The sequence below is a fragment of the Sphingobium sp. L-44 genome, from assembly GCF_056859495.1.
Genome location: NZ_JBSXOQ010000078.1, coordinates 56,248 through 80,737, shown reverse-complemented (window position 1 = coordinate 80,737; position 24,490 = coordinate 56,248). Strand labels below are relative to the sequence as shown.

The 24,490-nt window shown below is 66.2% G+C and carries 18 protein-coding genes; 13 read left to right on the top strand and 5 right to left on the bottom strand.

Translation table 11 applies throughout. The features are described from left to right. The first annotated feature begins 9 nt into the window (after positions 1–9). Together AC13EK_RS08510 and AC13EK_RS08505 are read left to right on the top strand one after the other, a co-directional pair. Entirely contained in the window at positions 10–3,198 is a 3,189-nt protein-coding gene (locus AC13EK_RS08510) for an efflux RND transporter permease subunit (protein WP_069337965.1), read from the top strand. Between the two features lie 11 nt (positions 3,199–3,209). Next, on the top strand, positions 3,210–4,616 hold the full coding sequence (locus AC13EK_RS08505; RefSeq protein ID WP_069337944.1) for an efflux transporter outer membrane subunit: 1,407 nt from the start codon (positions 3,210–3,212) through the stop codon (positions 4,614–4,616). 40 nt (positions 4,617–4,656) lie between these two features. Here AC13EK_RS08505 and AC13EK_RS08500 read toward each other — a convergent pair whose 3' ends face one another. Then, positions 4,657–5,250: a nitroreductase family protein gene (locus AC13EK_RS08500; protein ID WP_069337966.1), complete on the bottom strand. Its 594-nt coding sequence runs from the start codon at positions 5,248–5,250 to the stop codon at positions 4,657–4,659. Positions 5,251–5,373: 123 nt separating this feature from the next. Beyond that, a complete protein-coding gene (locus AC13EK_RS08495) occupies positions 5,374–5,541 on the bottom strand; it encodes a hypothetical protein (RefSeq protein ID WP_170828730.1) in 168 nt (55 codons plus the stop codon). A gap of 340 nt (positions 5,542–5,881) precedes the next feature. On the opposite strand from AC13EK_RS08495, the gene kdpF reads away from it, so the two are divergent. From kdpF to AC13EK_RS08465, 6 genes are read left to right on the top strand one after another with little or no spacing between them, the layout of a single operon-like run. Continuing rightward, positions 5,882–5,971, top strand: coding sequence for a K(+)-transporting ATPase subunit F (kdpF, locus tag AC13EK_RS08490; RefSeq protein WP_004208480.1), 90 nt, complete (start codon positions 5,882–5,884; stop codon positions 5,969–5,971). Between the two features lie 12 nt (positions 5,972–5,983). Beyond that, entirely contained in the window at positions 5,984–7,687 is a 1,704-nt protein-coding gene (gene kdpA, locus AC13EK_RS08485; protein WP_069337945.1) for a potassium-transporting ATPase subunit KdpA, read from the top strand. A 12-nt stretch (positions 7,688–7,699) separates the two neighbouring features. Further along, positions 7,700–9,736: a potassium-transporting ATPase subunit KdpB gene (gene kdpB / locus AC13EK_RS08480; RefSeq protein ID WP_069337946.1), complete on the top strand. Its 2,037-nt coding sequence runs from the start codon at positions 7,700–7,702 to the stop codon at positions 9,734–9,736. 14 nt (positions 9,737–9,750) lie between these two features. Then, positions 9,751–10,341, top strand: coding sequence for a potassium-transporting ATPase subunit KdpC (kdpC, locus tag AC13EK_RS08475; protein ID WP_069337947.1), 591 nt, complete (start codon positions 9,751–9,753; stop codon positions 10,339–10,341). After that, complete coding sequence (locus AC13EK_RS08470; protein ID WP_069337948.1) at positions 10,338–12,998, top strand: sensor histidine kinase; 2,661 nt, start codon at positions 10,338–10,340, stop codon at positions 12,996–12,998. The genes kdpC and AC13EK_RS08470 overlap by 4 nt, the downstream gene beginning before the upstream one ends. Beyond that, positions 12,995–13,690, top strand: coding sequence for a response regulator (locus AC13EK_RS08465; protein WP_069337949.1), 696 nt, complete (start codon positions 12,995–12,997; stop codon positions 13,688–13,690). The genes AC13EK_RS08470 and AC13EK_RS08465 overlap by 4 nt, the downstream gene beginning before the upstream one ends. 69 nt (positions 13,691–13,759) lie before the next feature. Here the strand turns inward: AC13EK_RS08465 and AC13EK_RS08460 are convergent, their stop codons facing one another. Then, positions 13,760–15,658 carry a potassium transporter Kup gene (locus AC13EK_RS08460; RefSeq protein WP_069337950.1) on the bottom strand — a complete coding sequence of 633 codons (1,899 nt, stop codon included), beginning with the start codon at positions 15,656–15,658 and terminating at the stop codon, positions 13,760–13,762. Between the two features lie 227 nt (positions 15,659–15,885). Between AC13EK_RS08460 and AC13EK_RS08455 the strand changes: the two genes are divergently transcribed. From AC13EK_RS08455 to AC13EK_RS08435, 5 genes are all read left to right on the top strand, one after another. Further along, on the top strand, positions 15,886–16,137 hold the full coding sequence (locus AC13EK_RS08455; protein WP_048937399.1) for a hypothetical protein: 252 nt from the start codon (positions 15,886–15,888) through the stop codon (positions 16,135–16,137). Positions 16,138–16,241: 104 nt separating this feature from the next. Then, positions 16,242–19,571 (top strand): trifunctional glycoside hydrolase family 18/polysaccharide deacetylase/glycosyltransferase family 2 protein, encoded by a 3,330-nt coding sequence (locus AC13EK_RS08450; protein ID WP_483022159.1) that lies wholly within the window; start codon positions 16,242–16,244, stop codon positions 19,569–19,571. A gap of 64 nt (positions 19,572–19,635) precedes the next feature. After that, positions 19,636–20,040 (top strand): PDZ domain-containing protein, encoded by a 405-nt coding sequence (locus AC13EK_RS08445; RefSeq protein ID WP_010338093.1) that lies wholly within the window; start codon positions 19,636–19,638, stop codon positions 20,038–20,040. A 12-nt stretch (positions 20,041–20,052) separates the two neighbouring features. Further along, a complete protein-coding gene (locus AC13EK_RS08440; RefSeq protein ID WP_069337952.1) occupies positions 20,053–20,739 on the top strand; it encodes a winged helix-turn-helix domain-containing protein in 687 nt (228 codons plus the stop codon). After that, positions 20,732–22,132 (top strand): sensor histidine kinase, encoded by a 1,401-nt coding sequence (locus tag AC13EK_RS08435; RefSeq protein WP_069337953.1) that lies wholly within the window; start codon positions 20,732–20,734, stop codon positions 22,130–22,132. The genes AC13EK_RS08440 and AC13EK_RS08435 overlap by 8 nt, the downstream gene beginning before the upstream one ends. Before the next feature lie 254 nt (positions 22,133–22,386). Here AC13EK_RS08435 and AC13EK_RS08430 read toward each other — a convergent pair whose 3' ends face one another. Then, on the bottom strand, positions 22,387–23,247 hold the full coding sequence (locus AC13EK_RS08430; RefSeq protein WP_069337954.1) for an SMP-30/gluconolactonase/LRE family protein: 861 nt from the start codon (positions 23,245–23,247) through the stop codon (positions 22,387–22,389). A 1-nt stretch (position 23,248) separates the two neighbouring features. Then, a complete protein-coding gene (locus AC13EK_RS08425) occupies positions 23,249–24,397 on the bottom strand; it encodes an aldose epimerase family protein (RefSeq protein ID WP_069337955.1) in 1,149 nt (382 codons plus the stop codon). Positions 24,398–24,490: the final 93 nt, after the last annotated feature.

Genomic DNA, 24,490 nt, shown 5'->3' with positions numbered 1-24,490 from the left:
GATGATCCGATGCGTTTCTCCCGTTTCTTCATCGACCGGCCGATCTTCGCCGCCGTCATCGCGGTGGTCATCACCGTGGTCGGCGCGCTCGCCTTCGTCGGCCTGCCGGTATCCCAATATCCCGACATCGTGCCCCCCACGGTCACGGTTTCCGCCCAATATCCCGGCGCATCGGCCGAAACGGTCGCATCGACCGTGGCCGCGCCGATTGAACAGGAAATCAACGGCGTCGACGACATGCTCTATCAGAGCAGCCAGTCGACCGGCGACGGCAAGGTCGTCATCACCGTCACCTTCAAGATCGGCACCGACCTGGATGCCGCGCAGGTGCTGGTGCAGAACCGCGTCGCGGTCGCCATCCCCCGCCTGCCCGAGGAAGTGCAGCGGCTGGGCGTCGTGACCCGCAAGACCACGCCTGAATTCCTGATGGTCGTGAACCTGCAGTCGCCCGACGGCACGTATGACCGCGACTATATTTCCAACTATGCCCTGACCCAGGTGCGCGACAGACTGGCTCGTCTGGATGGCGTGGGCGACGTGCAGCTGTTCGGTTCACGCGACTATGCCATGCGCATCTGGATCGATCCCGATCGTGCCGCCGCGCTGGACCTGACTGCAGGCGAGATCGTCTCCGCCCTGCGAGCACAGAATGTCCAGGTGTCGGCCGGTTCGATCGGCCAGCCGCCCTATGACCGAGGCGAGGCCTTCCAGTTGGGCATCGAGATGCAGGGCCGCCTGACCACGCCCGATCAGTTTTCCGACATCGTCATCCGGTCCGACGCCGATGGCCATCAGGTGCGCGTGCGCGATGTCGCCCGCGTCGAGCTGGGCGCGCAGGATTATGGCACCAACACCTATCTCAGCAACAAGCCGACGGTCGTGATCGCGACGATGCAGCGCCCCGGCTCCAACGCGCTCGACGCGGCGGAGAAGGTCAAGGCGGAGATGGAGCAACTGTCCAAGCGCTTCCCCAAGGGCCTGGAATATAGCATCATCTACAACCCCACCGAATTCATCAGCCAGTCGATCGACGCCGTCTATCACACGCTGTTCGAAGCGGTGATCCTGGTCGTCATCGTCATCCTCATCTTCCTGCAGAACTGGCGCGCGGCGGTCATCCCGATCATCGCGATCCCGGTCTCGCTGATCGGCACGGCGACGATGCTGGCGGCAGTCGGCTATTCGCTCAACAACCTGTCGCTGTTCGGCCTGGTGCTGGCGATCGGCATCGTCGTCGATGACGCGATCGTCGTGGTCGAGAATGTCGAACGCAATATCGAAAATGGCATGAGCCCGCTGCAGGCGGCGCGCGTGTCGATGGACGAAGTGTCGACCGCGTTGATCGCGATCGTGCTGGTGCTGTGCGCCGTGTTCGTGCCGACCCTGTTCATCACCGGCATTTCCGGTGCCTTCTACCAGCAGTTCGCGGTCACCATCTCGACCGCGACGGTCATCTCGCTGATCCTCTCGCTCACACTGTCGCCGGCTGCAGCCGCCCTGCTGCTGAAGCCCAAACATGGTGCCCATGACCTCGACAATGCGCCGCGCTGGCGCCAGGTCGCGGCCAGGGCGGCAGATCGCTTCAACCAGGGCTTTGATCGGATGAGCGCGGGCTATGCGCGCCTCACCCGCTTCCTTGTCGCCCGACCCAAGAAGATGCTGCTGACCTATGCCGGCCTGATCGCCGCCACCATCGCCCTGTTCTGGGTGACGCCCCGCGGCTTCATCCCGGCGCAGGACCAGGGCTATTTCCTGGCCGTCGTCCAGCTGCCCTCGGGCGCATCGCTGGAGCGCACCGACAAGGTGACGCGCGAGGTCGCGGCGAAGATCCTGCCGATCAAGGGCCTGCGCGGCGCGGTGATGTTCGCCGGCTTCCACGGCCCGTCGCAGACGCAGGCGCCCAACAGCGCGGCAATCTACTTCCCGTTCAAGAGCTTTGCCGAGCGCAAGGCGGAGGGCGCCACCTATGCCGGGATCATGGATCAGGCGAACAAGGCGGTCGCAGGCTATGACAAGGCGCGCATCCTGCTGGTGCCGCCGCCGCTGATCCAGGGCATCGGCTCGGCCGGTGGCTATCGCCTGATGCTGGAGGACCGGGAGGATCGCGGCTATGCGGAACTCAACAAGGTCGCCGGCGAACTGATCGGCAAGGCCAATCAGAGCCCCAGCCTGGCACAGGTCTACACCCTGTTCGACGTCGGCACCCCCCGCATCTTCGCGGATGTCGATCGCCGCAAGGCCGACCTGCTGGGCGTGCCGCCCGAGCGCGTGTTCGAAGCGATGCAGGTCTATCTCGGCTCTGCCTTCGTCAACGACTTCAACCTGCTCGGCCGCACCTATCGCGTGACCGCCCAGGCTGATGCCGAGCATCGCGGCACCGTGGCCGACATCGCCAACCTGAAGACCCGGTCGAACAGCGGCCAGATGGTGCCGATCGGTTCGGTCTCCACCTTCCGCGACAAGACCGGTCCCTATCGCGTGGTCCGCTACAACCTGCTGCCCGCGGTGGAAATCGATGGCGACACGGCACCGGGCTATTCGTCGGGCCAGTCACTGAGCACGATGGAGAAGCTCGCCGACGCCGCCCCCGCCGGCTATGCCAGCGAGTGGACCGGCGTTGCCTATCAGCAGATCAGTGCCGGCAACACCGCAGGCATCGTCTTCGGCATGGCGGTCTTCTTCGTCTTCCTGGTGCTGGCAGCGCAATATGAAAGCCTCACCTTGCCGCTGTCGATCATCCTGATCGTGCCGATGTGCCTGTTCGCGGCCATGCTGGGCGTGAACCTGCGCGGGATGGACAATAATATCCTGACCCAGATCGGTCTGGTCGTGCTGATTGCGCTCGCAGCGAAGAACGCCATCCTGGTGGTCGAATTCGCCAAGCAGGCGGAAGAGGAACAGGGGCTGAGCCCGGTCGAGGCCGCCGTTCAGGCGGCGCAAACCCGTCTGCGCCCGATCCTGATGACCAGCTTCGCCTTCATCCTGGGGGCGGTGCCGCTGGTGATCGCCAGCGGGGCCGGCGCTGAACTGCGCCAGGCGCTGGGCACGGCGGTCTTCTTCGGCATGACCGGCGTGACGGCCTTCGGCCTGCTCTTCACCCCCACCTTCTATGTCGTGTGCCGTGCGCTGGGCGATCGCTTCGCCCGCCGCCGGCGCCCGGAGGCTGACGATGCTGCGACATTGCAGCCGGCCGAATGAGGACAAAAGCCATGACAAGGAACCTGATTGCCCTGTTGCTCGGCGCCAGTGCGCTGACCGCCTGCGCCGCCGGGCCGGATTACAAGGCCCCTGCCACTCCGACCACGGCCGCCGCCCCCTTCATCGGGGCGGCGAACCCGGCGGTCGCCCAGAGCGCAGCCGACGCCCATTGGTGGCGGCTCTATAATGACCCGCTGCTCGATGGACTGGTCGGCGATGCGCTCAAGGCCAATACCGACATCCGCGTCGCCGTCGCCCGGCTGGAACGCGCCCGCGCCCAGTTGCGCGGCGCCCGCTCCGACCGGTTGCCCAGCACCAATATCAGCGGCTCTCCAACCTATGGCCGGGTGTCGCAGGCCCAGACCCTGCCCGGCATGGACCGGGAAAACTGGACCGTCGATATGGGGCTGGACGTCGCCTATGAGGTCGACCTGTTCGGCCGGGTGAAGCGCAGCATAGAGGCCGCGCGCGGCGATGTCGGCGCGGCCCAGGCCGATGCCGATGCGGTCCGCGTTGCGGTGGTTGCCGATACGGTGCGCGCCTATGTCGACGCCACCGCCTCGGCCCAGCGGCTTGCCGTCGCGAAGGAAACGGTCGACCTGCTCGACAAGTCGATCCGCATCACCAGCGCCCGCTTCGACGCCGGCCGGTCCGACCGGCTGGACGTGATCCGGGTCACCACCCTGCGCGAGCAGCAGCAGGCGCTGATCCCTAATCTGGTCGCCGATCGCAATGCCGCCCTGTTCCGGCTGGCGACGCTGACCGGCCGGACGCCGCAGGAGTTGCCCGCGTCCGTCCAGAACGCGACCGTGACACCGAATGTGACACAGCCGATCCCGGTCGGCGACGGCCAGGCACTGCTGGCGCGGCGGCCGGACGTGCGCGCGGCCGAACGGCGGCTGGCGGCCGACACAGCGCGGGTCGGCGTGGCCACCGCCGACCTCTATCCGCGCATCACGCTGGGCGGATCGATCGGCACCACGGCGGTCGGCGGCGGCAATCTGTTTGGCGCCGGACCGCTCAACTTCCTGCTGGGGCCGCTGATCAGCTGGGCCTTCCCCAATCAGGAAGCCAATCGGGCAAAGATCGCGGCGGCAAAGGCGGATGGCGACGCATCGCTTGCCGCCTTTGACGGCACGGTGCTGCAGGCGCTGGAGGAAACCGAGACGGCGCTGTCCACCTACGCCAATGCGCTGGAGCGGCGGGCGACGCTGCAATCGGCGCGGGACGAGGCGGCTCGGGCTGCACGGATCAGCCTGGCGCGCCAGCGCGAGGGGCAGATCGACTTCCTGACCGTGCTGGATGCGCTACGCACCCAGGCTTCGGCCGACGCGGACCTGGCGACCGCCAACCGCTCGGTCGCCTTTGCCCAGGTGGACCTGTTCCGCGCTTTGGGCGGCGGCTGGACCACGACCTGATACAGAAAGGGCGGCGTTTCAAAAAACGCCGCCCTTTTTTTCAGACGATGAAATTGCCCTGATGGGCGAATGTCTCGATCTCGTGCCGACCGCTCGGCGCCTCGCGCGCCTGCAGCGCTTCGGACAGGCTCGCCTTGTCGCCCTGCCGCCCGATCGCGATCGCCGCCTCGATCCGGAACCGCTCCGGCACGGCCAGTTCGGCGCGGGCCTTGTCGAAATCGACGCCGGTCATAGCATGGGTATGATAGCCAAGCCGCGTCGCCTGCAGCGCCAGCGTCGCCCAGGCAGCGCCTGCGTCGAAGCTATGGCTGTGCGAGGGCTTATAATCTTCCGATCCCGGCGCCGCCATCAGCGTGTCGGACAGGACGAAGGCGAGCACGCCGGCATGCTGCACCCAACCCTGGTTGAAGGGGAAGAGCAGGTCGAGGAAGCGCGCCCAGTCGGCACTGTCGCGATGGGCATAGAGGAAGCGCCAGGGCTGATAGTTGAAGGCCGAAGGCGCCCAGCGGGCGGCATCGAACAGCGTGTCAATATCGGCCTGGGGAATGGCGGAGCCGTCAAAGGCGCGGGGCGACCAGCGCTCCAGGATCAGCGGATCGACGGGACGGGTAACTTCGCGCGGGCTGGTGGCCATCTGGATCTCCTTCAAGGCGATGGCGCAATCTGCGCGCCATGCTGTTGGAAATCTATCTAGCGGATGTTCCGCCGCTGCGAAGAGGCGTTGGACTTTCGCCCTGGAAACACAGGGTTTCCCCGATCAGGCGCAGGCATCCTGCGGCTGGCGTTCGCGATCGCTACGCGACATGAGCGCGCTACGGTCATCGGCATCGCGCTCGAACAGCACGACGGCAGGCTCCCTGAAAAGGGCCTGCGCCAGCCGATCGCGCAGGCGCGTCAACGGTCCGTCCTGATCCTGATAGGCCATATGTGCGTCCTCTCTGCCGACTCGGGCGGCTTATCTACTGATGGTATAGAGAATCGTCCCCCAAGCAATGCTGGCCGTCGCGGTAGAAAAGCTATCCGTCCCGGCCCCTTCGGAAAATCATACGCAAATACTATGCAGCCGCCCCGGCCCGCGTCTCGCATTCAAACGGAAGAGGGGCCTAATCGGGCGCTCGCTAACGACCCTGTCCGCCTCCCGCGGCGGGCGTGATGCGGGAGTTACCCCCATGCAGGATCTCTTGTGGATCGGCATCATCCTGGCGCTCACGGCGGCTAGCCTCGGCTATGTCCGGCTGTGCGGCGACGCCTGAAGGAGGGATGCCATGACCATCGACCTCTGGCTCGCGGCGATCACCGCCGCCGGGCTTCTCGTCTATCTCGTCGCCGTGCTCGCACGGCCTGAACGCTTTTAAGGGGGGCCGCACATGACCTTCCAGGGATGGCTGCTGATCGCAGTCTTTGTCGGCATCTTGCTGGCGCTCACCAAACCGATGGGCCTGTGGCTGTTCGCCCTTTATGAGGGACGCCGCACGCCGCTCCATGCTGTGTTCGGCCCGGTCGAGCGGGGCTTCTACAAATTGTCGGGGATCGATCCCGACGCCGAGCAGAGCTGGCGCCGCTACGCGGCCCATATGCTGATCTTCAACGTCGCGCTGCTGCTCTTCACCTATGCGGTGTTGCGCCTGCAGGGGCTGCTGCCGCTCAATCCGCAGGGCTTTGCCGGCACCAGCAGCGACCTCGCCTTCAACACGGCGGTCAGCTTCACCACCAACACCAACTGGCAAAGCTATTCGGGCGAGTCGACCATGTCGAACCTGGCCCAAATGCTGGGCCTCTCCATCCACAATTTCCTGTCGGCCGCCACTGGCATTGCCCTCGCTTTCGCCCTGATCCGTGGCTTTGCCCGGCGCAGCGCGGCGACGATCGGCAATTTCTGGGCCGACGTCACCCGCGTGACCCTCTATCTGCTGCTGCCGATCTGCATCGTCTATGCCCTGTTCCTGATCGCAAGCGGCGTGCCGCAGACGCTGGCCGGGTCGGTCGACGTGACCACGCTGGAAGGCGTGAAGCAGACCCTCGCGCTCGGCCCCGTCGCCAGCCAGGAAGCGATCAAGATGCTGGGCACCAATGGTGGCGGCTTCTTCAACGCCAACAGCGCTCATCCCTTCGAGAATCCGACCGCGCTCACCAATCTGGTGCAGATGCTGTCGATCTTCGTGATCGGCTTTGGCCTGACCTGGACCTTCGGCAAGGCCGTCGGCAACCCGCGCCAGGGCTGGGCCATCCTCGCCGCCATGCTGGTCATCTTCCTCGCCGGCGTAACCGTCACCTATTGGCAGGAAGCGGCCGGCAATCCGGTGCTGCACAATCTGGGCGTCGCCGGTGGCAATATGGAAGGCAAGGAAGTCCGCTTCGGCATGGCTGCCTCCTCCCTGTTCGCCGTTGTCACCACGGCGGCAAGCTGCGGCGCGGTCAACGCCATGCATGACAGCTTCACCGCACTGGGCGGCATGATACCGCTGTTCAACATCCAGCTGGGCGAAGTCGTGATCGGCGGCGTCGGCGCAGGCATCTACGGCTTCCTGCTGTTCGCCATCCTGGCCGTGTTCGTCGCGGGCCTGATGGTCGGCCGCACGCCGGAATATGTCGGCAAGAAGATCGAGAGCCGCGAAGTCAAGCTGGCCGTGCTCGCCATTGCCGTGCTGCCTTTGATCATCCTGGGCTTCACCGCCATCGCCAGCGTCACCGACGCGGGCCTGGCCGGTCCGCTCAACAAGGGACCGCATGGCTTCAGCGAGATCCTCTACGCCTTCACCAGCGCCGTCGGCAACAATGGCTCGGCCTTTGCCGGCCTGTCGGCCAACAGCCCCTTCTATAACGGGATGCTGGGCGTCGCGATGTGGATCGGCCGCTTCTTCATCATCATTCCCATGCTGGCCATCGCAGGCAGCCTGGCCGCGAAGAAATATACGCCCGAAACCGCCGGCAGCTTCCCCACGACCGGGGCACTGTGGACCGGTCTGCTGGTCGGCATCGTGCTGATCGTGGGCGGCCTGACCTTCCTGCCCAGCCTCGCCCTTGGCCCCATCGCCGATCATCTCGCGATGATCCGTGGCCAGCTTTTCTAAGGATCCATGCACATGGCTCGGTCCGAACAAAAATCGCTTTTCACCGCGGACCTGATCGTTCCCGCGATCGGCGACGCCTTCCGCAAACTCAAGCCGCAGGAACTGATCCGCAACCCGGTGATGTTCACCACCGCGATCGTCGCGGTCCTGCTGACCGTCCTGCTCCTTGTCGGGCAGGACAGCCTGGCCACCGGCTTCAAGCTGCAACTGGTCATCTGGCTCTGGCTCACGGTCCTCTTCGGCACCTTTGCCGAGGCGCTGGCCGAAGGGCGCGGCAAGGCGCAGGCCGCCTCGCTGCGCGCTACCAAGGCGGACCTGACCGCCAAGCGGCTGAAGGGCCATGGCGAAAGCTATGAAAATATCGCCGCCAGCGCGCTGAAGCTGGGTGATGTGGTGCTGGTCCAGACCGGCGACCTGATCCCGTCCGATGGCGAGGTCGTCTCCGGCGTCGCCTCCGTCAACGAAGCCGCCATCACCGGCGAATCCGCGCCGGTGATCCGCGAGGCAGGCGGCGACCGTTCGGCCGTGACGGCGGGCACCCGCGTCATTTCCGACGAGATCCGCGTCCGCGTCACCGTCAATCCCGGCCAGGGCTTTCTCGATCGCATGATCGCGCTGGTCGAGGGTGCGGAGCGGCAGAAGACGCCGAACGAGATCGCCCTCACCCTGTTGCTGGTCGGCCTGACCATCATCTTCCTGATCGCGGTAGGCACCATCCCCAGCTTCGCCAGCTATGCCGGCGGTGCCATTCCGGTGGCGATCCTGGCGGCCTTGCTGATCACCCTGATCCCGACCACCATCGCCGCCCTGCTGTCGGCGATCGGCATTGCCGGCATGGACCGTCTGGTGCGCTTCAATGTGCTCGCCAAGTCCGGCCGCGCGGTCGAGGCGGCGGGCGACATCGACGTGCTGCTGCTGGACAAGACCGGCACCATCACCGTGGGTGATCGTCAGGCGACCGAATTCCGTCCGGTCGGCGGCGCCACCCCGGTCCAGCTTGCCGAAGCCGCGCTGCTCGCCAGCCTGGCCGACGAGACGCCCGAGGGCCGTTCGATCGTGCTGCTGGCCCGCGAAGGCTTCAACCAGTCGGTAGACGCCCTGCCCGCCAATGCGGAGATCATTCCCTTCACCGCCCAGACCCGGATTTCCGGCGTCACCATCGATGGATCGACGATCCAGAAGGGGGCGGTGGATTCGGTGCTGAAGGCCAATCCGGGCCTGGGTTCCACCCCGGTCGCCAACGAACTGCGCCGCATCACCGACGAGATCGCCCGTGCCGGCGGCACCCCGCTGGCGGTGGCCAAGGACGGCAAGCTGCTGGGCGCGATCTTCCTCAAGGACATCGTCAAGGCCGGCATCCGGGAACGGTTCGGCGAACTGCGCCAGATGGGCATCCGCACTGTGATGATCACCGGCGACAACCCGCTGACCGCCGCCAGCATCGCGGCCGAGGCCGGGGTCGACGACTTCCTGGCGCAGGCAACGCCGGAGGACAAGCTGGCGCTGATCCGCAAGGAACAGCAGGGCGGCCGCCTGGTCGCGATGTGCGGCGACGGCACCAACGACGCCCCTGCCCTGGCGCAGGCCGATGTCGGCGTCGCCATGAACACCGGCACCCAGGCCGCCCGCGAAGCCGGCAACATGGTCGACCTGGACAGCGATCCGACCAAGCTGATCGAGGTGGTGGGTCTGGGCAAGCAGTTGCTGATGACGCGCGGCGCGCTCACGACCTTCTCGGTCGCCAATGACGTGGCCAAATATTTCGCAATCATCCCGGCCATGTTCGTGGCGCTCTATCCAGGCCTTGGCATCCTCAACGTCATGGGGCTGGCCACGCCGGAAAGCGCAATCCTGTCGGCGATCATCTTCAACGCGCTGATCATTCCCTGTCTGGTGCCGCTGGCGCTCAAGGGCGTGACCTATCGCCCGATCGGCGCCGGTCCGCTGCTGGCCCGCAACCTCGCCATCTATGGCCTGGGTGGCCTGATCGCGCCGTTCGTGGGCATCAAGCTGATCGACCTTGCCGTCAACGGCCTCGGCCTCGCCTGAGGAAGGACAAATCCATGTTTACCGATTTCAAATCCGCCCTGCGTCCGGCCCTGACCATGACGCTGCTCTTCGCCCTGCTGCTGGGCATTGCCTATCCGCTGGCGCTGACCGGCATCGGCCAAGCGGTGTTCCCGTCCCAGGCCAATGGCAGCCTGGTCGAGGATCAGGGCAAGGTCGTCGGTTCGACCATCATTGGTCAGGCCTTCACCTCGGACATCTATTTCCACAGCCGTCCGTCGGCGGCGGGCAAGGGCTATGACGGCCTTGCCTCCTCCGGCTCCAACTATGGTCCGACCAGCCAGGCGCTGGCCGACCGCGTCAAGACCGACGTCGAGACCCTTCAAGCTGCTACACCTGGTCGTTTTGTTCCGTCCGATCTGGTGACCACCTCTGCCTCGGGGCTTGACCCCCATATCAGCCCCGAGGCAGCTTTTTATCAGGTCGATCGCGTCGCCGCCGCGCGCGGGATCGATGTGGCGCGCGTCCGCGGCCTGGTAGAACAGAGCGTCAAGCAGCCCCTGCTGGGCTTCATCGGCGAACCCCGCGTCAATCTGTTCGAGTTGAATCGACGGCTGGATGCGATTGGCGCTAAACGGACCCAGTGAACGAACCGCATCGCCCTGATCCAGAAGCCTTCCTGCGCGCAGCCGCGCAGGAAGGCCGTGGCCGCCTGAAGGTCTTTCTCGGCGCCGCGCCGGGGGTGGGCAAAACATGGGAGATGCTGACCGAAGGACGGCAGCGGCGCGAGGCAGGCGTCGATGTCGTCGTCGGCGTGGTGGAAACCCATGGCCGGCGCGAGACCGAAGCGCTGGTCCATGGCCATGAGATCATCCCCCGCCGTACCGTCGATCATCAGGGCCACAGCCTGGGCGAGATGGACATCGACGCGATCCTGGTGCGCCATCCCCAGCTGGTGCTGGTCGACGAGCTGGCGCACAGCAACGCGCCGGGCAGCCGCCACCCCAAACGCTATCAGGATGTCGAGGAATTGCTCGCCGCCGGCATCGACGTCTATTCGACGATCAACATCCAGCATGTCGAAAGCCTCAACGACGTCGTCGCCTCCTTCACCCGCGTCCGCGTGCGGGAAACGGTGCCCGATTCGATCCTGGAACATGCCGAGATCGAAGTGGTGGACATTCCGCCCGACGAGTTGATCGAGCGGCTGAAGGACGGCAAGGTCTATATCCCGCAGGAAGCCAGCCGCGCCCTCAACCATTTCTTTTCCAAGTCGAACCTGACCGCCCTGCGCGAACTGGCGCTGCGCCGCGCCGCCCAGGCGGTCGATGCCCAGATGCTCGATTATGTCCGCGCCCATGCGCTGGCGGGCAGCTTCGCCGCCGGCGAGCGGGTGATCGTGGCGGTGAGCGAACAGCCGAGCGCCGCCGGTCTGGTCCGTTCCGCCAAGCGGCTGGCCGATGCGCTGCGCGCGCCCTGGACCGCCATCCATATCGAAACCCCGCGTGGGCCGCAGCTGTCGGACGAGGACCGGCAGCGTCTGGCCGATACGCTTGCCCTCGCCTCGCGCCTGGGCGCCGAAACCGCCTCCATTCCCGCCCCCAGCGTCGCCGACGGGCTGCGCGGTTTCGCCGCCGACGCGCGCGCCACCCAGATCGTGATCGGCAAGTCGGCGCGCAGCTGGTGGTTCGAGCTGCGCCATGGGTCGGTGGTCGACCGGCTGGTGCGCGACATCGGCCCGGTCGCCGTCCATGTCATGCCCGGCGAGGAAAGCGCGCCGCGCCCGCGCACCGCCGGCGGCGGCCATTGGGGCGACCCGATCGGCTATGTCTGGTCGATGCTGGCGGTGATCGGCATGACCCTGCTCGGCCGGCTGATGCTGGAGGTGATCGACCTCGGCAATATCGCCCTTCTCTATCTGGTGCCGGTGATGTTCGCGGCGGCCAGCCATGGCCTGCGCACGGGTCTTGCCACCGGCCTCGCCTCCAGCCTTGCCTATAATTTCTTCTTCCTGCCGCCCACGGGCACGCTGACCGTCAGCAATCCGGAAAATGTCATCTCCATCCTCGTCTTCCTGGGGGTGGCGGTGGTTACCAGCCAATTTGCCGCGCGGATGCATGCCCAGTCGGTCCTTGCCCAGTCCAGCGCCCGGCAGAACGCGACGCTGGCCGGCTTCTCGCGCCAGCTCACCGCTTCGCCCAGCCTGGAGGAAATCCGCCACGCCATCTGTGCCGAGATCGCCCGGCTGTTCGACGTGCGCACCGTGCTGATGATCCCGTCGGATGAAGGGCCGCAATTGCGCGCCGCCTATCCGCCCGAGGACCAGCTGGACGAGATCGAGCGCGCCGCCGCCCGCTGGGCGATGGAGCATGGCGAGCCGGCCGGGCGCGGCTCCTCCACCCTCACCGCGTCGGACTGGCTGTTCCTGCCAGTGACCGCCAAGGACGCAGTGCTGGCCGTGATCGGCCTGGCGCGCGAGGATGCCGGCGAACCGGTCCGATCCGATCAGCTCCCGCTGCTGATGAGCCTGATCGATCAGGCGGCGATCGCGCTCGACCGCATGGCGCTGGAGGAGGCGATGCTGGAAGCCGGTCAGATTCGCGAGCGCGACCGGTTGCGCTCCGCCCTGCTCTCCTCGGTCAGCCATGATCTGCGCACGCCGCTCACCACCATCATCTCCGCCACGCGTGAGATGCGCACTCACCCCTCGCCCGAACTGATCGATACGCTGGATGGCGAGGCCCAGCGCCTGTCCCGCTTCGTCGCCAACCTGCTCGACATGGCGCGGGTGGAGGCCGGCGCATTGCCGATGCGGGCGGAGGCGACCGACCTGTTCGACGCCGTCGCCAGCGCCGCCCATGACAGCCGCAGCGCGCTGGCCGATCGCCAGCTCGACGTGCAGATCCCGCCCGACATCCCGCTGGTCCGGGTCGATCCGGTGCTGCTGCACCATATCCTCATCAACCTGCTCGACAATGCCGGCCGCTATGGCGATCCCGGCACCCCCGTGACCGTGCGCAGCCTGCGCGAGCCCGACGCCATCAGCCTGTCGGTGATCGACCAGGGGCCGGGCATTCCGGCCGGCATGGAAGCGCGGGTGTTCGACACCTTCACCCGGCTGGAAGGATCGGATCGATCGAAGACCGGCACCGGCCTTGGCCTCGCCATCGTCAAGGCCTTTGCCGAGGCGATGGGGCTCAGCGTATCGGCGCGCACCGTTGCCGCCCCGCCCGGCGCCTGTTTCACCCTGCACATTCCCCAATCCCTCATCCTCACCGACATCATGGAAAAGGACATCGCATGAAGCCGCGCCACAGCCTGCTGATCGTCGACGACGAACCGCAGATCCGCCGGCTGATCCAGGCCGCCCTCGCCCGCGCCGATTATGCCACGATCGAGGCGCAGACCGCGCGCGAGGCCCTGGACAAGCTGCGCAGCGAACGGCCCGACATCACCCTGCTGGACCTGGGCCTGCCCGACCGCGATGGGCTGGAACTGGTGCCGATCATCAAGAAGGAAAGCGACACGACGCTGATCATCGTGTCGGCGCGTGACGCCACCGATGAGAAGGTCGCCGCGCTGGACCTGGGCGCCGACGATTATCTGACCAAGCCGTTCGATACCGACGAACTGCTTGCCCGCGTGCGGGTGGCGCTCCGCAACCGGATGACGCGCGACGGCGGATCGACCAGGGTGACGGCCGGCGACCTGACGATCGACCTGGTCGCCCATATCGTCACGAAGGGCGGGGTCGAGGTGCATCTGACGCCCAAGGAATATGGCGTGCTGGAGCAGCTGGCGCGCTTTCCCGGCCGGGTCATCACCCACAAGCAGATCATGGACCATGTCTGGCCCAACGAACATGCCCATCATGTCGAATATCTGCGTGTGCTGGTGCGCGGCCTGCGCCAGAAGCTGGAGGCCGACCCGCAGCGCCCCCAGATCATCAGCAATGAACTGGGGATCGGCTACCGCCTGAAACAGGGCGCAGACTGACATCAAAATAGAGCCTGATTCACGCCATCGGTGAAAGCGCGGAGCGCTTTCGCCTCAGACGATCAGGCTCTAGATCTCGATCTGCGACCCCAGCTCGACCACGCGGTTGGTCGGCAGGTTGAAGAAGGCCATCGGGCTTTCGGCATTGCGGATCATCCAGGCGAACAGCTTTTCGCGCCACATCGCCATGCCCGGCCGTTCCGACGGGATCAGCGTCTGGCGGCTGAGGAAATAGCTGGTGTCCTTGACGCTGATCGGCCCGCCACAGTCGTGGACAGACTTCATCGCCGCCGGAATATCCACATCCTCCATGAAGCCATGGCGCAGGATCAGCCGGTAGAAGCCCGATCCATGATCCTCCACCGTCGTACGGCCCTGCAGCGGCAGATGCGGCACGCCCTGGGTGCGCACGGTCAGGATGATGACCCGTTCGTGCAGCACCTTGTTATGCTTCACATTATGTAACAGCGCCGGCGGCACGCCGTCGGTGGTGGAGGAGAGGAAGATCGCCGTCCCCGGCACGCGCTTGAGCGAGGCCAGCGTCGATCGCACGAACAGGTCCAGCTCCATCGCCCCTTCGCGCAGATAATGGCGCATGATCCGCCGCCCGGTCGCCCAGGTGGTCAGCACGGTGAAGACCACCGCCGCGACCAGCAGCGGGAACCATCCGCCATCGGGGATCTTGGTCACGTTCGACGCGAAATAGGCGCCGTCGATGACCAGGAACAGGCCAGTCACGCCCGCCGCCGCCGGCAGCGGCCAGCGCCATACGCTGAAGGTCAGCACGCCCAGCATGCAGGCGGTGATGACCATCGTGCCGGTCACTGCGATGCCATAGGCGGCCGCCAGGTTGCTGCTGTTGCCAAAGCCCAGCACCAGCAGGATGACGAAGATCAGCAGCAGCCAGTTGATCAGCGGCACATAGATTTGGCCGGCGGCCGAGGCGCTGGTGTGCAGGATGCGCAGGCGTGGCAGGAAGCCCAGCTGCACCGCCTGCTGCGTGACGGAGAAGGCCCCGGAGATCACCGCCTGGCTGGCGATGATCGTCGCCATGGTGGCCAGGATCACCAGCGGCAGACGCGCCCAGTCCGGCGCCATCAGGAAGAATGGATTCTGTGCCGCCGCCGGATTGTCGAGCAGCAACGCCCCCTGCCCCAGATAGTTGAGCATCAGGCAGGGGAAGGCGGCATAGAGCCAGGCGATGCTGATCGCCTTGCGCCCGAAATGGCCCATATCGGCATAGAGCGCCTCCGCCCCCGTCACCGCCAGCACGACCGAGCCGAGCGCCAGGAAGGCGAGCTTGGGGTCGATCGCGAAGAAGCGGATCGCCCAGAGCGGATTGACGATGCCGATGATTTCGGGGTGCTGCACGACATTGACGATACCGAGCGCGGCGAGCGTGATGAAATAGATCGCCATGATCGGGCCAAAGGCCATGCCGACCATCGCCGTGCCGAAGCGCTGGATCAGGAACAGCGCGATCAGGATGACGATCGCGATCGGCAGCACCATATCCGCCAGGCTCGCCTGCACGATGGTCAGGCCCTCGACCGCCGACAGCACCGAAATGGCCGGTGTGATGATCGCGTCGCCATAGAAGAGCGCGGTCGCCAGCACCCCCAGCATCGCGATCGCCGGGGTCCAGCGGGTCTCGCCCAGCCGCCGGCCGATCAGCGCCAGCAGCGCCATGCTGCCGCCTTCGCCATCATTGTCGGCGCGCATGACGATGAACACATATTTGACGGTGACGATCAGCGTCATCGTCCAGAAGATCAGCGAGAGGACGCCATAGATATGCAGCGGATCGACCGTCAGCGGGTGATGGCCGACGAAGCTTTCCTTGAGCGCATAGAGCGGCGAGGTGCCGATGTCGCCGAACACCACGCCCAGCGCACCGAGCGCAAGCGCAGCCGGTCGGCCATGCGGCGTGCGATCCTGGCCTCCGGCCGGATCCCCCTGTTCAGTCATCTATGCGTGCCCTTCGTCTTTCTATCGGGCCGCCATGCCATGAAAGGCCATTTGAAAACCATAGGGGTCTGCCCTCCCCGGCATAGGATTCGCATATGATTCCGGCCCGGACGGCCTGCATCACCTTCAAATGCTATGAAATCCCTACGCAATCTGCCGGTTCCCTGTCTCGCATCCCTATGCCCGTCCGCTTAATTGCGATGCCGCCGCAACGGAGGCGGCATGCGATGCAAGATTGGCGTCCCCGCTGGACCCTGAAGATCGGCCTGCGCCTGCTCGGCCTAGCCTTGCTGGCCACGCTCTGGCCCGAAGGGCGCGCCTTGGCTGCGCTCGCCCATGGCCATCCAGCGGTCACCATCGGCCAATTGTCGCTCGCCGCGCTGGCCTTTCTTTGTGCCAGCGGCGGGATGGCGCTGCTGTTGATGGGCCCCGACCTGTGGAAGCCGGTGCGCCTCGCTGATCGCTGGACCGCGCGATAAGGTTCATGACCAAGATTTCATGATGGGATCATCCGGCGGGAAGCCGGGCCGGCCTATTGCCGCGTCATCGTCGCAGAGGAGTAGCGACGCGCGGACCACAGGCCATGACCAGACCCATTTTCTTCGATCCCACCGGCCGGCGCGGTATCTGGGCGCGGCGTGCCCTCGCCGCCCTGCTGTGCGCCATCATCGCCGCCACCATTGCCTTTGCGACGACGCTGATCGCCGTTCCGTCGGAAGGCGATCTGGCGCTGCCTTTGCCCCAGCCCCGCGCCGCGCATCTGACCGGCATGTCGCGGCTGCGCCATGACCTGTCCAAATGGCTACCGCGCTGGCCCGGTCATGTCGCGCAGGCCCGCCCGCTCAATGTCGGCTTCTATGTCCCCGATGACGAAAGCAGCATCGCCTCGCTGCGCCGTCATGTCGGCCAGCTCGACTGGGTCGTGCCCGCGCTGGTGACCGTGCCCGGCAGCGATCCCGCGCCCCGTTTCCATGCCGACCCGCGCCTCGACCAGATGATCGCCAGCATGGGCCGACCGCCCAAGCTGCTGCCGATGGTCCAGAATCTGGATGCCCATGGCTGGAACGGCGCCGGCACCGCCCGTCTGCTCGCCAATCCGGCCGCCAGCCGCCAGCTCGCCCAGCGGCTCGCCGCCTCGGTCGCGGCACATCATGATGCCGGACTGGTGATGGACTTTGAATCGCTGCCGTCCGGCGCGCTGCCCGCCTATCTCCATTTCCTGCGCCAGTTGCGCAGCGCCCTGCCCGCCCGCGCCAAGCTGGCCGTCACCGCCCCGGCTGGCGAGGAATGGCCGCTCGCCCGCCTCGGCCAGATTGCCGACCATGTCATCTTCATGGCCTATGACCAGCATTGGCAGGGCGGCACCCCCGGCCCGATCGCGGCGCAGGACTGGTTCGCCCGCGCGGTCGAGGATGCCAGCCGCCGCATCGGCCGCGATCGCATCATCGTCGCGCTCGGCAGCTATGGCTATGACTGGCATGATGGCGGCGCCGATGCCCTGTCGCTCGACGAAGCCTGGCTCGCCGCCCATGACAGCGACGCCCCGGTCAGCTTCGATCCCGCCAGCGGCAATGCCGGCTTCGCCTATGATGATGACGGCCATCGCCATCAGGTCTGGATGCTCGACGCAGCCGCCAGCTGGAACGAGTTGCAGGCGCTCCGTCGCCTCGGCATCCAGGGCGTGGCGCTGTGGCGGCTGGGCAGCGAGGATCCGGGCATCTGGTCCGATCTCACCGCCTTCCGCAACGGCAGCCGGCCCGACCTGCGTCAGGTCGCGAGCAAGCTCGACACCGATGTCGAGGGATCGGGCGAGATATTGCGCATCACCGCCACGCCGACCGACGGCAGCCGCTCGATCGCCTTCGGCCCGCAGGGCACGATCCTGCGCGAAACCTATCATGTCCTGCCCACCCCCTATCAGGTGCGGCGGACCGGCGGCGGCCAGGCCAAGATGCTGGCGCTGACCTTCGATGACGGCCCGGACGCGACCTGGACGCCGAAAATCTTGTCGGTGCTGGAACAGCATCATGTCCCCGGCACCTTCTTCGTCATCGGCGAGAATGCGCTGGAGCATCCCGGCCTGTTGCAGCGGATCGTCGCCGACGGCGACGAGATCGGCAACCATAGCTACAGCCATCCCAACCTTGCCACCTGGTCGGACGAGAGCACGCGCCTCGAACTCAACGCCACCCAGCGGCTGGTCCAGGCCTATACCGGGCGCAGCATGAAGCTGTTCCGCGCGCCCTATTTCGGCGACGCCGAACCGACCACGGCGGACGAACTGGGGCCGGCACTGGCAGCGCAGAAGGCGGGCTATACCGTCGTCGGCCTGCACGTCGATCCCAATGACTGGCAGCGGCCGGGCACCGATACGATCGTCCGCCAGGTGATCGATCAGGTCCATGCCGCCGATGCCGAGCGGTCCGGGAATATCATCCTGCTGCATGATGGCGGTGGCGAACGGTCGCAGACGGTCGCGGCCCTGCCGCAGATCATCACGTCCTTGCAGAAGGAAGGCTATCGCTTCGTACCGGTCTCGCGCCTTGCCGGCCTGTCGCGCGAAGCGGCGATGCCGCCGGTCCGTGCCGGCGACCTGACCGCCGTGCGCGTCGATGTCGGCATGTTCATCACGCTCGCCGTCATCTCCGCCCTGCTCGGTTGGATCTTCTATGTCGCCATCTCGCTCGGCATCGCCCGCGCCCTGCTGATGACCTTCCTCGCCTGGTTCCAGACCCGGCGTGATCGCCCGGCGCCGCCCGTCTATCAGCCGACCGTTTCGGTCATCATCCCCGCCTATAATGAGGCACGGGTGATCGAGGCTTCGGTGCGCCGCGTGCTGGCCAGCGACTATCCCGCGCTGCAATTGATCATCGCCGACGACGGATCGAAGGACGACACCAGCGCCATCGTCGCCCGCGCCTTTGCCGACGATCCGCGCGTCACCCTGCTCACGCTGCAAAATGGCGGCAAGGCGGCGGCACTCAACCGCGCCCTCAAGGATGCCACCGGCGAGATATTGATCGCGCTCGACGCCGACACCCAGTTCGAGCCGCTGACGATCGCGCGGCTGGCGCGCTGGTTCGCCGATCCGGCGATCGGCGCGGTGGCGGGCGACGCCCGTGTCGGCAACCGGGTCAATCTCGTCACCCGCTGGCAGGCACTGGAATATATCACCGCGCAGAATCTGGAGCGACGCGCGCTCGCCGGCTTCGACGCCATGACCGTGGTGCCCGGCGCCGTCGGTGCCTGGCGCCGGGCAGCGCTGGACGCGGTCGGCGGCTATCCTGAAGACACGCTGGCCGAGGATCAGGATCTGACCATCGCGATCCAGCGCGCCGGCTGGCGCGTGACCTTCGATCCCGAAGCAGTCGCCTGGACCGAGGCGCCCGAAAGCTTCAAGGCGCTGTCGAAGCAGCGCTATCGCTGGGCGTTCGGTACGCTGCAATGCCTGTGGAAACATGCCGCCATCCTGCGCAGCCGCAAGCCGACAGGCCTCGCGCTGGTCGGCATGCCGCAGGCCTGGCTGTTCCAGATCGCCTTCGCCGCCATCTCGCCGCTGATCGATCTGGCGCTGCTGCTGTCGATCGCCGGGACGATCCTGCGCGTGCAGCAGCATGGCTGGGCCCAGACCAGCGGCGACGTCGCGACCATGGCGCTCTACTGGCTGGTCTTCACCGGCATCGACATCGCCTGTGGTTGGATGGCCTATCGGCTCGACGGCAACAAGGTGCGCTACCCCGCCCATCTGCTGGTTGCCCAGCGCTTCGTCTATCGTCAGATCATGTATTGGGTGGTCGTCCGCGCCATCGCCTCGGCCATTGGCGGCTGGGTCGTGGGATGGGGCAAGCTGGAACGGTCGGGTCGCGTCTCGGTGGCACCGGCTGCGGCGGCTCCCGGCATGAACAAAGTGTAACATGACACGCAACCCCGCCTCGCCCATTCTACCCGCAAAGACAGCTCAGGACATGGCCAGGAACATGGAGGCCCCGCGCATAGACAAGACCGCAACCAGCCGCCTGCTGATCGGCCTGGCGCTGTGTGCGGCGTTGATGAGCGGCGCCTTCTTCCTGCATGTCCGCCGCGATGCGGAGGATCATGGCTCCGTATCGGGCGCCAGCGCCCAATTGCTGCCGGGGCTGACGCTGGAAAATGCCGAGCCGGCCGGCACCGGCCTGGTCGTCACCAGCATGGAATCGAGCGGCCCGGCAGCCCGCGCCGGCATCGCCGTGGGCGACGACCTCATCCGTATCGACGGCACGCCGATCGCCTCGCTGGACCAGGCCAATGCCTATCTCAGCCAGCATGGCAACGCCCATCTCATATTGGGCTTGCGGCATCAGGATGCCGTCCGCATGGTGGCGCTCGACCGTTCGCCAGATTAGGGGGCCGCGCGCATGAGCCACAAGATTCTGGTGGTGGAGGATGATGCCGCCACCGCCGCCTATATCGTCAAGGGCATGACCGAGGCGGGCTTTACCGTCGATCAGGCCGATAATGGCCGTGACGGCCTGTTCCTCGCCAGCGACGGCAGCTATGGCGCGATCATCCTCGACCGGATGATGCCGGCGATGGACGGCATGGCGATGCTGAAGGCGCTGCGTGCCGCCAGCATCGAAACCCCGGTCATCTTCCTCTCCGCGCTCGGCACGCCCGAGGATCGGGTCGAGGGGCTCACCAGCGGCTCCGACGATTATCTGACCAAGCCCTTCGCCTTTGCCGAACTGCTCGCGCGGGTGCAATTGCTGCTGCGCAAGGCCGGCGGCAATGCCGCGGTCGTCACCAGCCTGCGCTATGACGATCTCGACATGGACCTGCTCGCCCGCCGGGTGAAGCGCGCCGGCAAGGCGATCGACCTGCAACCGCGCGAATTTCGCCTGCTCGAATTCTTCCTGCGCCACCCCGACCAGGTCGTCACCCGCACCATGTTGCTGGAGGGCGTGTGGGACTATCATTTCGACCCCGGTACCAATGTGATCGACGTGCATATCAGCCGCCTGCGCCGCAAGCTGGACGATGGATCGGACCAGCCGCTGCTGCATACGGTGCGCGGCATGGGCTATCGCCTGGGCCTCGATGGCTGAGGCGAAGGTGCCGGCTGGAGCAGCGACCGGCTGGCGCGGCTTTGCCCGGTCGACCATCGGCCGCTTCGTCGGGCTCGCCTTCCTCTGCCAGTTCCTGGTGACCGGCGGCGTGCTGCTGTTCGTGCAGCAGGCGAGCCAGCGCACCGTCGTCGCCGCCGACCGCGATGCCGTCCATGACCTGCGCGACGAATTGCTGCGGGTCGCGCGGGAGCGCGGGGCGGCCGGGCTGCGCCAGGATATCGAACGGCGCCTGCCCACGGTGCGCAGCGAGCGCATCGTTCTGTTGCTGACCGATGCGCAGGGGCGGATCGTCGCGGGCAATCTGGGCGCCTGGCCGACGACAATTCCCGACAATACCCCCTGGCGCACGATCGAGCTGTACCGCATCGGCGGCGAACAGCCCGAGCCGATCGGCGTCAGCACATCCCGCCTGCCCGATGGCGGCCGCCTGCTCGCCGGCATCGTCACGTCCCACAGCCTGCAACTGACCCGCATCTATGAGGAGGCGCTGACCATCGCCTTCCTGATGAGCCTGCTGCTCACCCTCGTCATCGCGATCCTGCTCGGCCGGGTGCTGACGCGCCAGATCTCCGCGATCGCCGACACCGCCAATGCGGTCGCCGTCGGCGCCTTCCATCGCCGGGTCGCCACCGACGGCAGCGGCGACGCCTTCGATCGGCTGGGCCTGTCGATCAACGCCATGCTGGAGCGGATCGACGCGCTGGTCAGCCAGTTGCGGATGATGACCGATGGCCTGGCCCATGACCTCAAGTCCCCCGTCACCCGCCTGCTCTCGGTGGTGGAGCAGGCCAGCACCCAGACCCGCGACGACCAGGCGCTCGACGCGCTGGAAAAGGTCCATCGCGAGGCGCAGACGCTTCAGGGGATGCTCTCGACCGCCCTGCTCATCAGCCGTACCGAGGCAGGCTTCGGCAGCGACCGGATGCGCGACACGCCCATCGCCGAACTGCTGGAGGATCTTGCCGAAGTCTATGGCCCGCTGATCGAGGATAGCGGCTTCACCCTCCATGTCGCGGCGCCCGCCGGCCTTACCTTCCCGCTTCACCGCGAACTGGTGAGCCAGGCGATCGCCAATCTGATCGAGAATGCGCTGAAATATGCCGAGGGCGGCGATCGTATCGCGCTTGAAGCCGCGATGGATGGCGACGCGCTCACCATCAGCGTCAGCGACAATGGGCCGGGTATTCCCGCCGACCAGCATGAAGCGGCGATGAAACGCTTCGGCCGACTCGACCCGTCGCGCACCAAGCCCGGATCGGGGCTGGGCCTGTCGCTGGTCGAGGCCGTGGCACGGCTGCATCATGGCGCGCTGCTGCTGGGTGATGCCGCCCCTGGCCTGCGCGCGACATTGCGCCTGCGCCGCCCCGCCTGAGCAGCGCCCGATTTTCCAGCGATTTTAAGGGAAAAGGCACATCCCGGCCGACAGCGTAGCGCGTGCAGTCGCCGGCCATCGACCGGGATGAAGCATTGCCACCCTTTTGGAGAGGGGGGTGACAACGTTGTCCTGCGCATTAGCGCGTAGCCGCAGGGGTTGCAACAGCGATTTGCCACGGCTCGTCGCAGGACATGAAAAAAGCCGCCAAGCCCTTGCAGGCCGGCGGCTTATTTTCTGTCGGTCGGCTTGTATCAGCCGCCGTAGAGATTGGTCGGCAGGCCCTTCACGCCGCATTCCACCTCGAAAAAGGCGCCGTCATAGTCGGATTCGGGCAGGCCGATCGCGGCCGAGCTGACAAACATGCGGTCGAGGTCGGGACCGGCGAAGGTGATGTTGGTCACTTGCTTGGCTGGCAGTTCGATCGCCCGATCGAGCTTACCCTCGGGCGAAAAGCGGCTGATCCGCGAACCGCCCCAATGGGCTACCCACAAATAGCCTTCGGCATCCACCGTCATGCCATCGGGATGGCCATCAGCTTCGGTGAAGGTGATGAAGGGCTGGCGATCGTGAATCGCTCCGTCGGCGCCGCGGCGGAAGCGATACATGATCCGGCGGCCGGTATCGCTATGATAGAGATACTCGCCGCAGGCCGAGAAGGCCGGGCCATTGGGCACGCGATAGCCATCGTCCATCACCGTGACCGAACCATCGGGATCAAGGCGATAGAGCGCGCCGACATCCTGCCCTTCGGCCATGTCCATCGTGCCGCACCAGATGCGGCCATCCTTGTCCGCCTTGCCATCGTTCATGCGATTGCCGGGCAGATGCGGTTCGGGATCATGGATCGGGGTGATCGCCAGCGGGTCCAGCGTGAAGCTGGCAAAACCGCTCTGGAAACCGCCGATGAAGCCGCCCTGCGCCCGCTCGGCCACCCAGCCAAGCGGTTCGGGCATGGCCCAGCGCGACACCTGGCCATCGTCGAGCGACAGCCGGTTGAGCGCCGGGGCCAGGATATCGACCCAATAGACCGCATTTTCACGGGCGGACCAGAGCGTCCCCTCCCCCAGCGTGTCGCGGATGTCGCCGCGTTCAATCTTGCGCCAGGCGGTCATGTCAGCGCTTCACCGACAGGCGATAGACCATCTGGTGATGATAGGGCTTGCCCGGATCGACCCGTGCCGAAACGAAGCTCGGCTGGTTGGGCGAGTCGGGGAATTTCTGCGGTTCCAGCGCGATGCCGTCGCCCATGCGATACACATGGCTGTTCTTGCCGATGAAGGTGCCATCCAGGAAATTGCCGGTATAGAATTGCACGCCCGGCTCGGTGGTCAGCACTTCGAGCACGCGACCCGATGCCGGATCTTCCAGACGGGCGGCCAGGCCCGGCGTCTTGGTCAGCCCCTTGTCGAGCGCGAAATTATGGTCATAGCCGCGGCCCGCGATGATCTGCGCATCATGGCCATCGCGAATGCCGTCGGCAACGCGGCGACCATTGCGGAAGTCGAACACCCCGCCTTCCACCGGCTTCAGTTCGCCGGTCGGGATCAGGTTGGCATCGACCGGGGTATAGGCCTTGGCCGGAATCGTCAGCACATGGCCCAGCGCGCCGTCGGTCGAGCCTTCGCCGCCCAGGTCGAAGATCGCATGGTTGGTCATGTTGACGATGGTCGGCTTGTCGGTCTTCGCGTCGAACGCGATGCCCAGATTGCCGCTCTCGTCCAGCGTATAGGTGACGGTGACGTCCAGCTTGCCGGGATAGCCCGAATCGCCATCGGGGCTGACCAGCGACAGTATCAGCGTCGCGACCGGGCCACTCTTGACCGACACGACCTTCCACACCTGCTTGTCGAAGCCCTTGCCGCCGCCATGCAGCGAATTGACCTTGTCGTTGAGCGGCAGCTGATAGGCCTTGCCGTCGAGGCTGAACTTGCCGCCCGCGATGCGGTTGGCATAGCGGCCCACGGTCACGCCGAAGAAGTTGGGATGGTCGACATAGCCGGCCAGATCGTCATAGCCCAGCAGCACGTCGGCGCTCTTGCCGTCCTTGTCCGGGCCGGACAGCGACTGGAGCGTCGCGCCATAGCTCAGGATCTTGGCCGACACGCCATGGCTGGTGCTCAGCGTGATCGTCTCGATCGCGGTGCCGTCGGCCAGCTTGCCGGCCGGGGCGCGGCTGGCATCCGCCGCCATCGCCGTGCCGCTTGCGAGCGACAGGGCCAGTGCGTATGACAGCGCTGTTTTCAAATCGACGACCTTTCGCATGGACTTCCTCTCGTGAAACCTACGCCCATTGACGGGCGGTTACGGGGGATATACTCCGACAAAATAAGCGGACGCAACCCTAGATCGGTCTCG

Bases quoted from the DNA above. Each gene is read 5' to 3' on its own strand.
- AC13EK_RS08510 (WP_069337965.1), top strand. From the start codon at position 10: ATGCGTTTCTCCCGTTTCTTCATCGACCGGCCGATCTTCGCCGCCGTC.
- AC13EK_RS08505 (WP_069337944.1), top strand. From the start codon at position 3,210: ATGACAAGGAACCTGATTGCCCTGTTGCTCGGCGCCAGTGCGCTGACC.
- AC13EK_RS08500 (WP_069337966.1), bottom strand. From the start codon at position 5,250: ATGGCCACCAGCCCGCGCGAAGTTACCCGTCCCGTCGATCCGCTGATC.
- AC13EK_RS08495 (WP_170828730.1), bottom strand. From the start codon at position 5,541: ATGGCCTATCAGGATCAGGACGGACCGTTGACGCGCCTGCGCGATCGG.
- kdpF (WP_004208480.1), top strand. From the start codon at position 5,882: ATGACCATCGACCTCTGGCTCGCGGCGATCACCGCCGCCGGGCTTCTC.
- kdpA (WP_069337945.1), top strand. From the start codon at position 5,984: ATGACCTTCCAGGGATGGCTGCTGATCGCAGTCTTTGTCGGCATCTTG.
- kdpB (WP_069337946.1), top strand. From the start codon at position 7,700: ATGGCTCGGTCCGAACAAAAATCGCTTTTCACCGCGGACCTGATCGTT.
- kdpC (WP_069337947.1), top strand. From the start codon at position 9,751: ATGTTTACCGATTTCAAATCCGCCCTGCGTCCGGCCCTGACCATGACG.
- AC13EK_RS08465 (WP_069337949.1), top strand. From the start codon at position 12,995: ATGAAGCCGCGCCACAGCCTGCTGATCGTCGACGACGAACCGCAGATC.
- AC13EK_RS08460 (WP_069337950.1), bottom strand. From the start codon at position 15,658: ATGACTGAACAGGGGGATCCGGCCGGAGGCCAGGATCGCACGCCGCAT.
- AC13EK_RS08455 (WP_048937399.1), top strand. From the start codon at position 15,886: ATGCAAGATTGGCGTCCCCGCTGGACCCTGAAGATCGGCCTGCGCCTG.
- AC13EK_RS08450 (WP_483022159.1), top strand. From the start codon at position 16,242: ATGACCAGACCCATTTTCTTCGATCCCACCGGCCGGCGCGGTATCTGG.
- AC13EK_RS08445 (WP_010338093.1), top strand. From the start codon at position 19,636: ATGGAGGCCCCGCGCATAGACAAGACCGCAACCAGCCGCCTGCTGATC.
- AC13EK_RS08440 (WP_069337952.1), top strand. From the start codon at position 20,053: ATGAGCCACAAGATTCTGGTGGTGGAGGATGATGCCGCCACCGCCGCC.
- AC13EK_RS08435 (WP_069337953.1), top strand. From the start codon at position 20,732: ATGGCTGAGGCGAAGGTGCCGGCTGGAGCAGCGACCGGCTGGCGCGGC.
- AC13EK_RS08430 (WP_069337954.1), bottom strand. From the start codon at position 23,247: ATGACCGCCTGGCGCAAGATTGAACGCGGCGACATCCGCGACACGCTG.
- AC13EK_RS08425 (WP_069337955.1), bottom strand. From the start codon at position 24,397: ATGCGAAAGGTCGTCGATTTGAAAACAGCGCTGTCATACGCACTGGCC.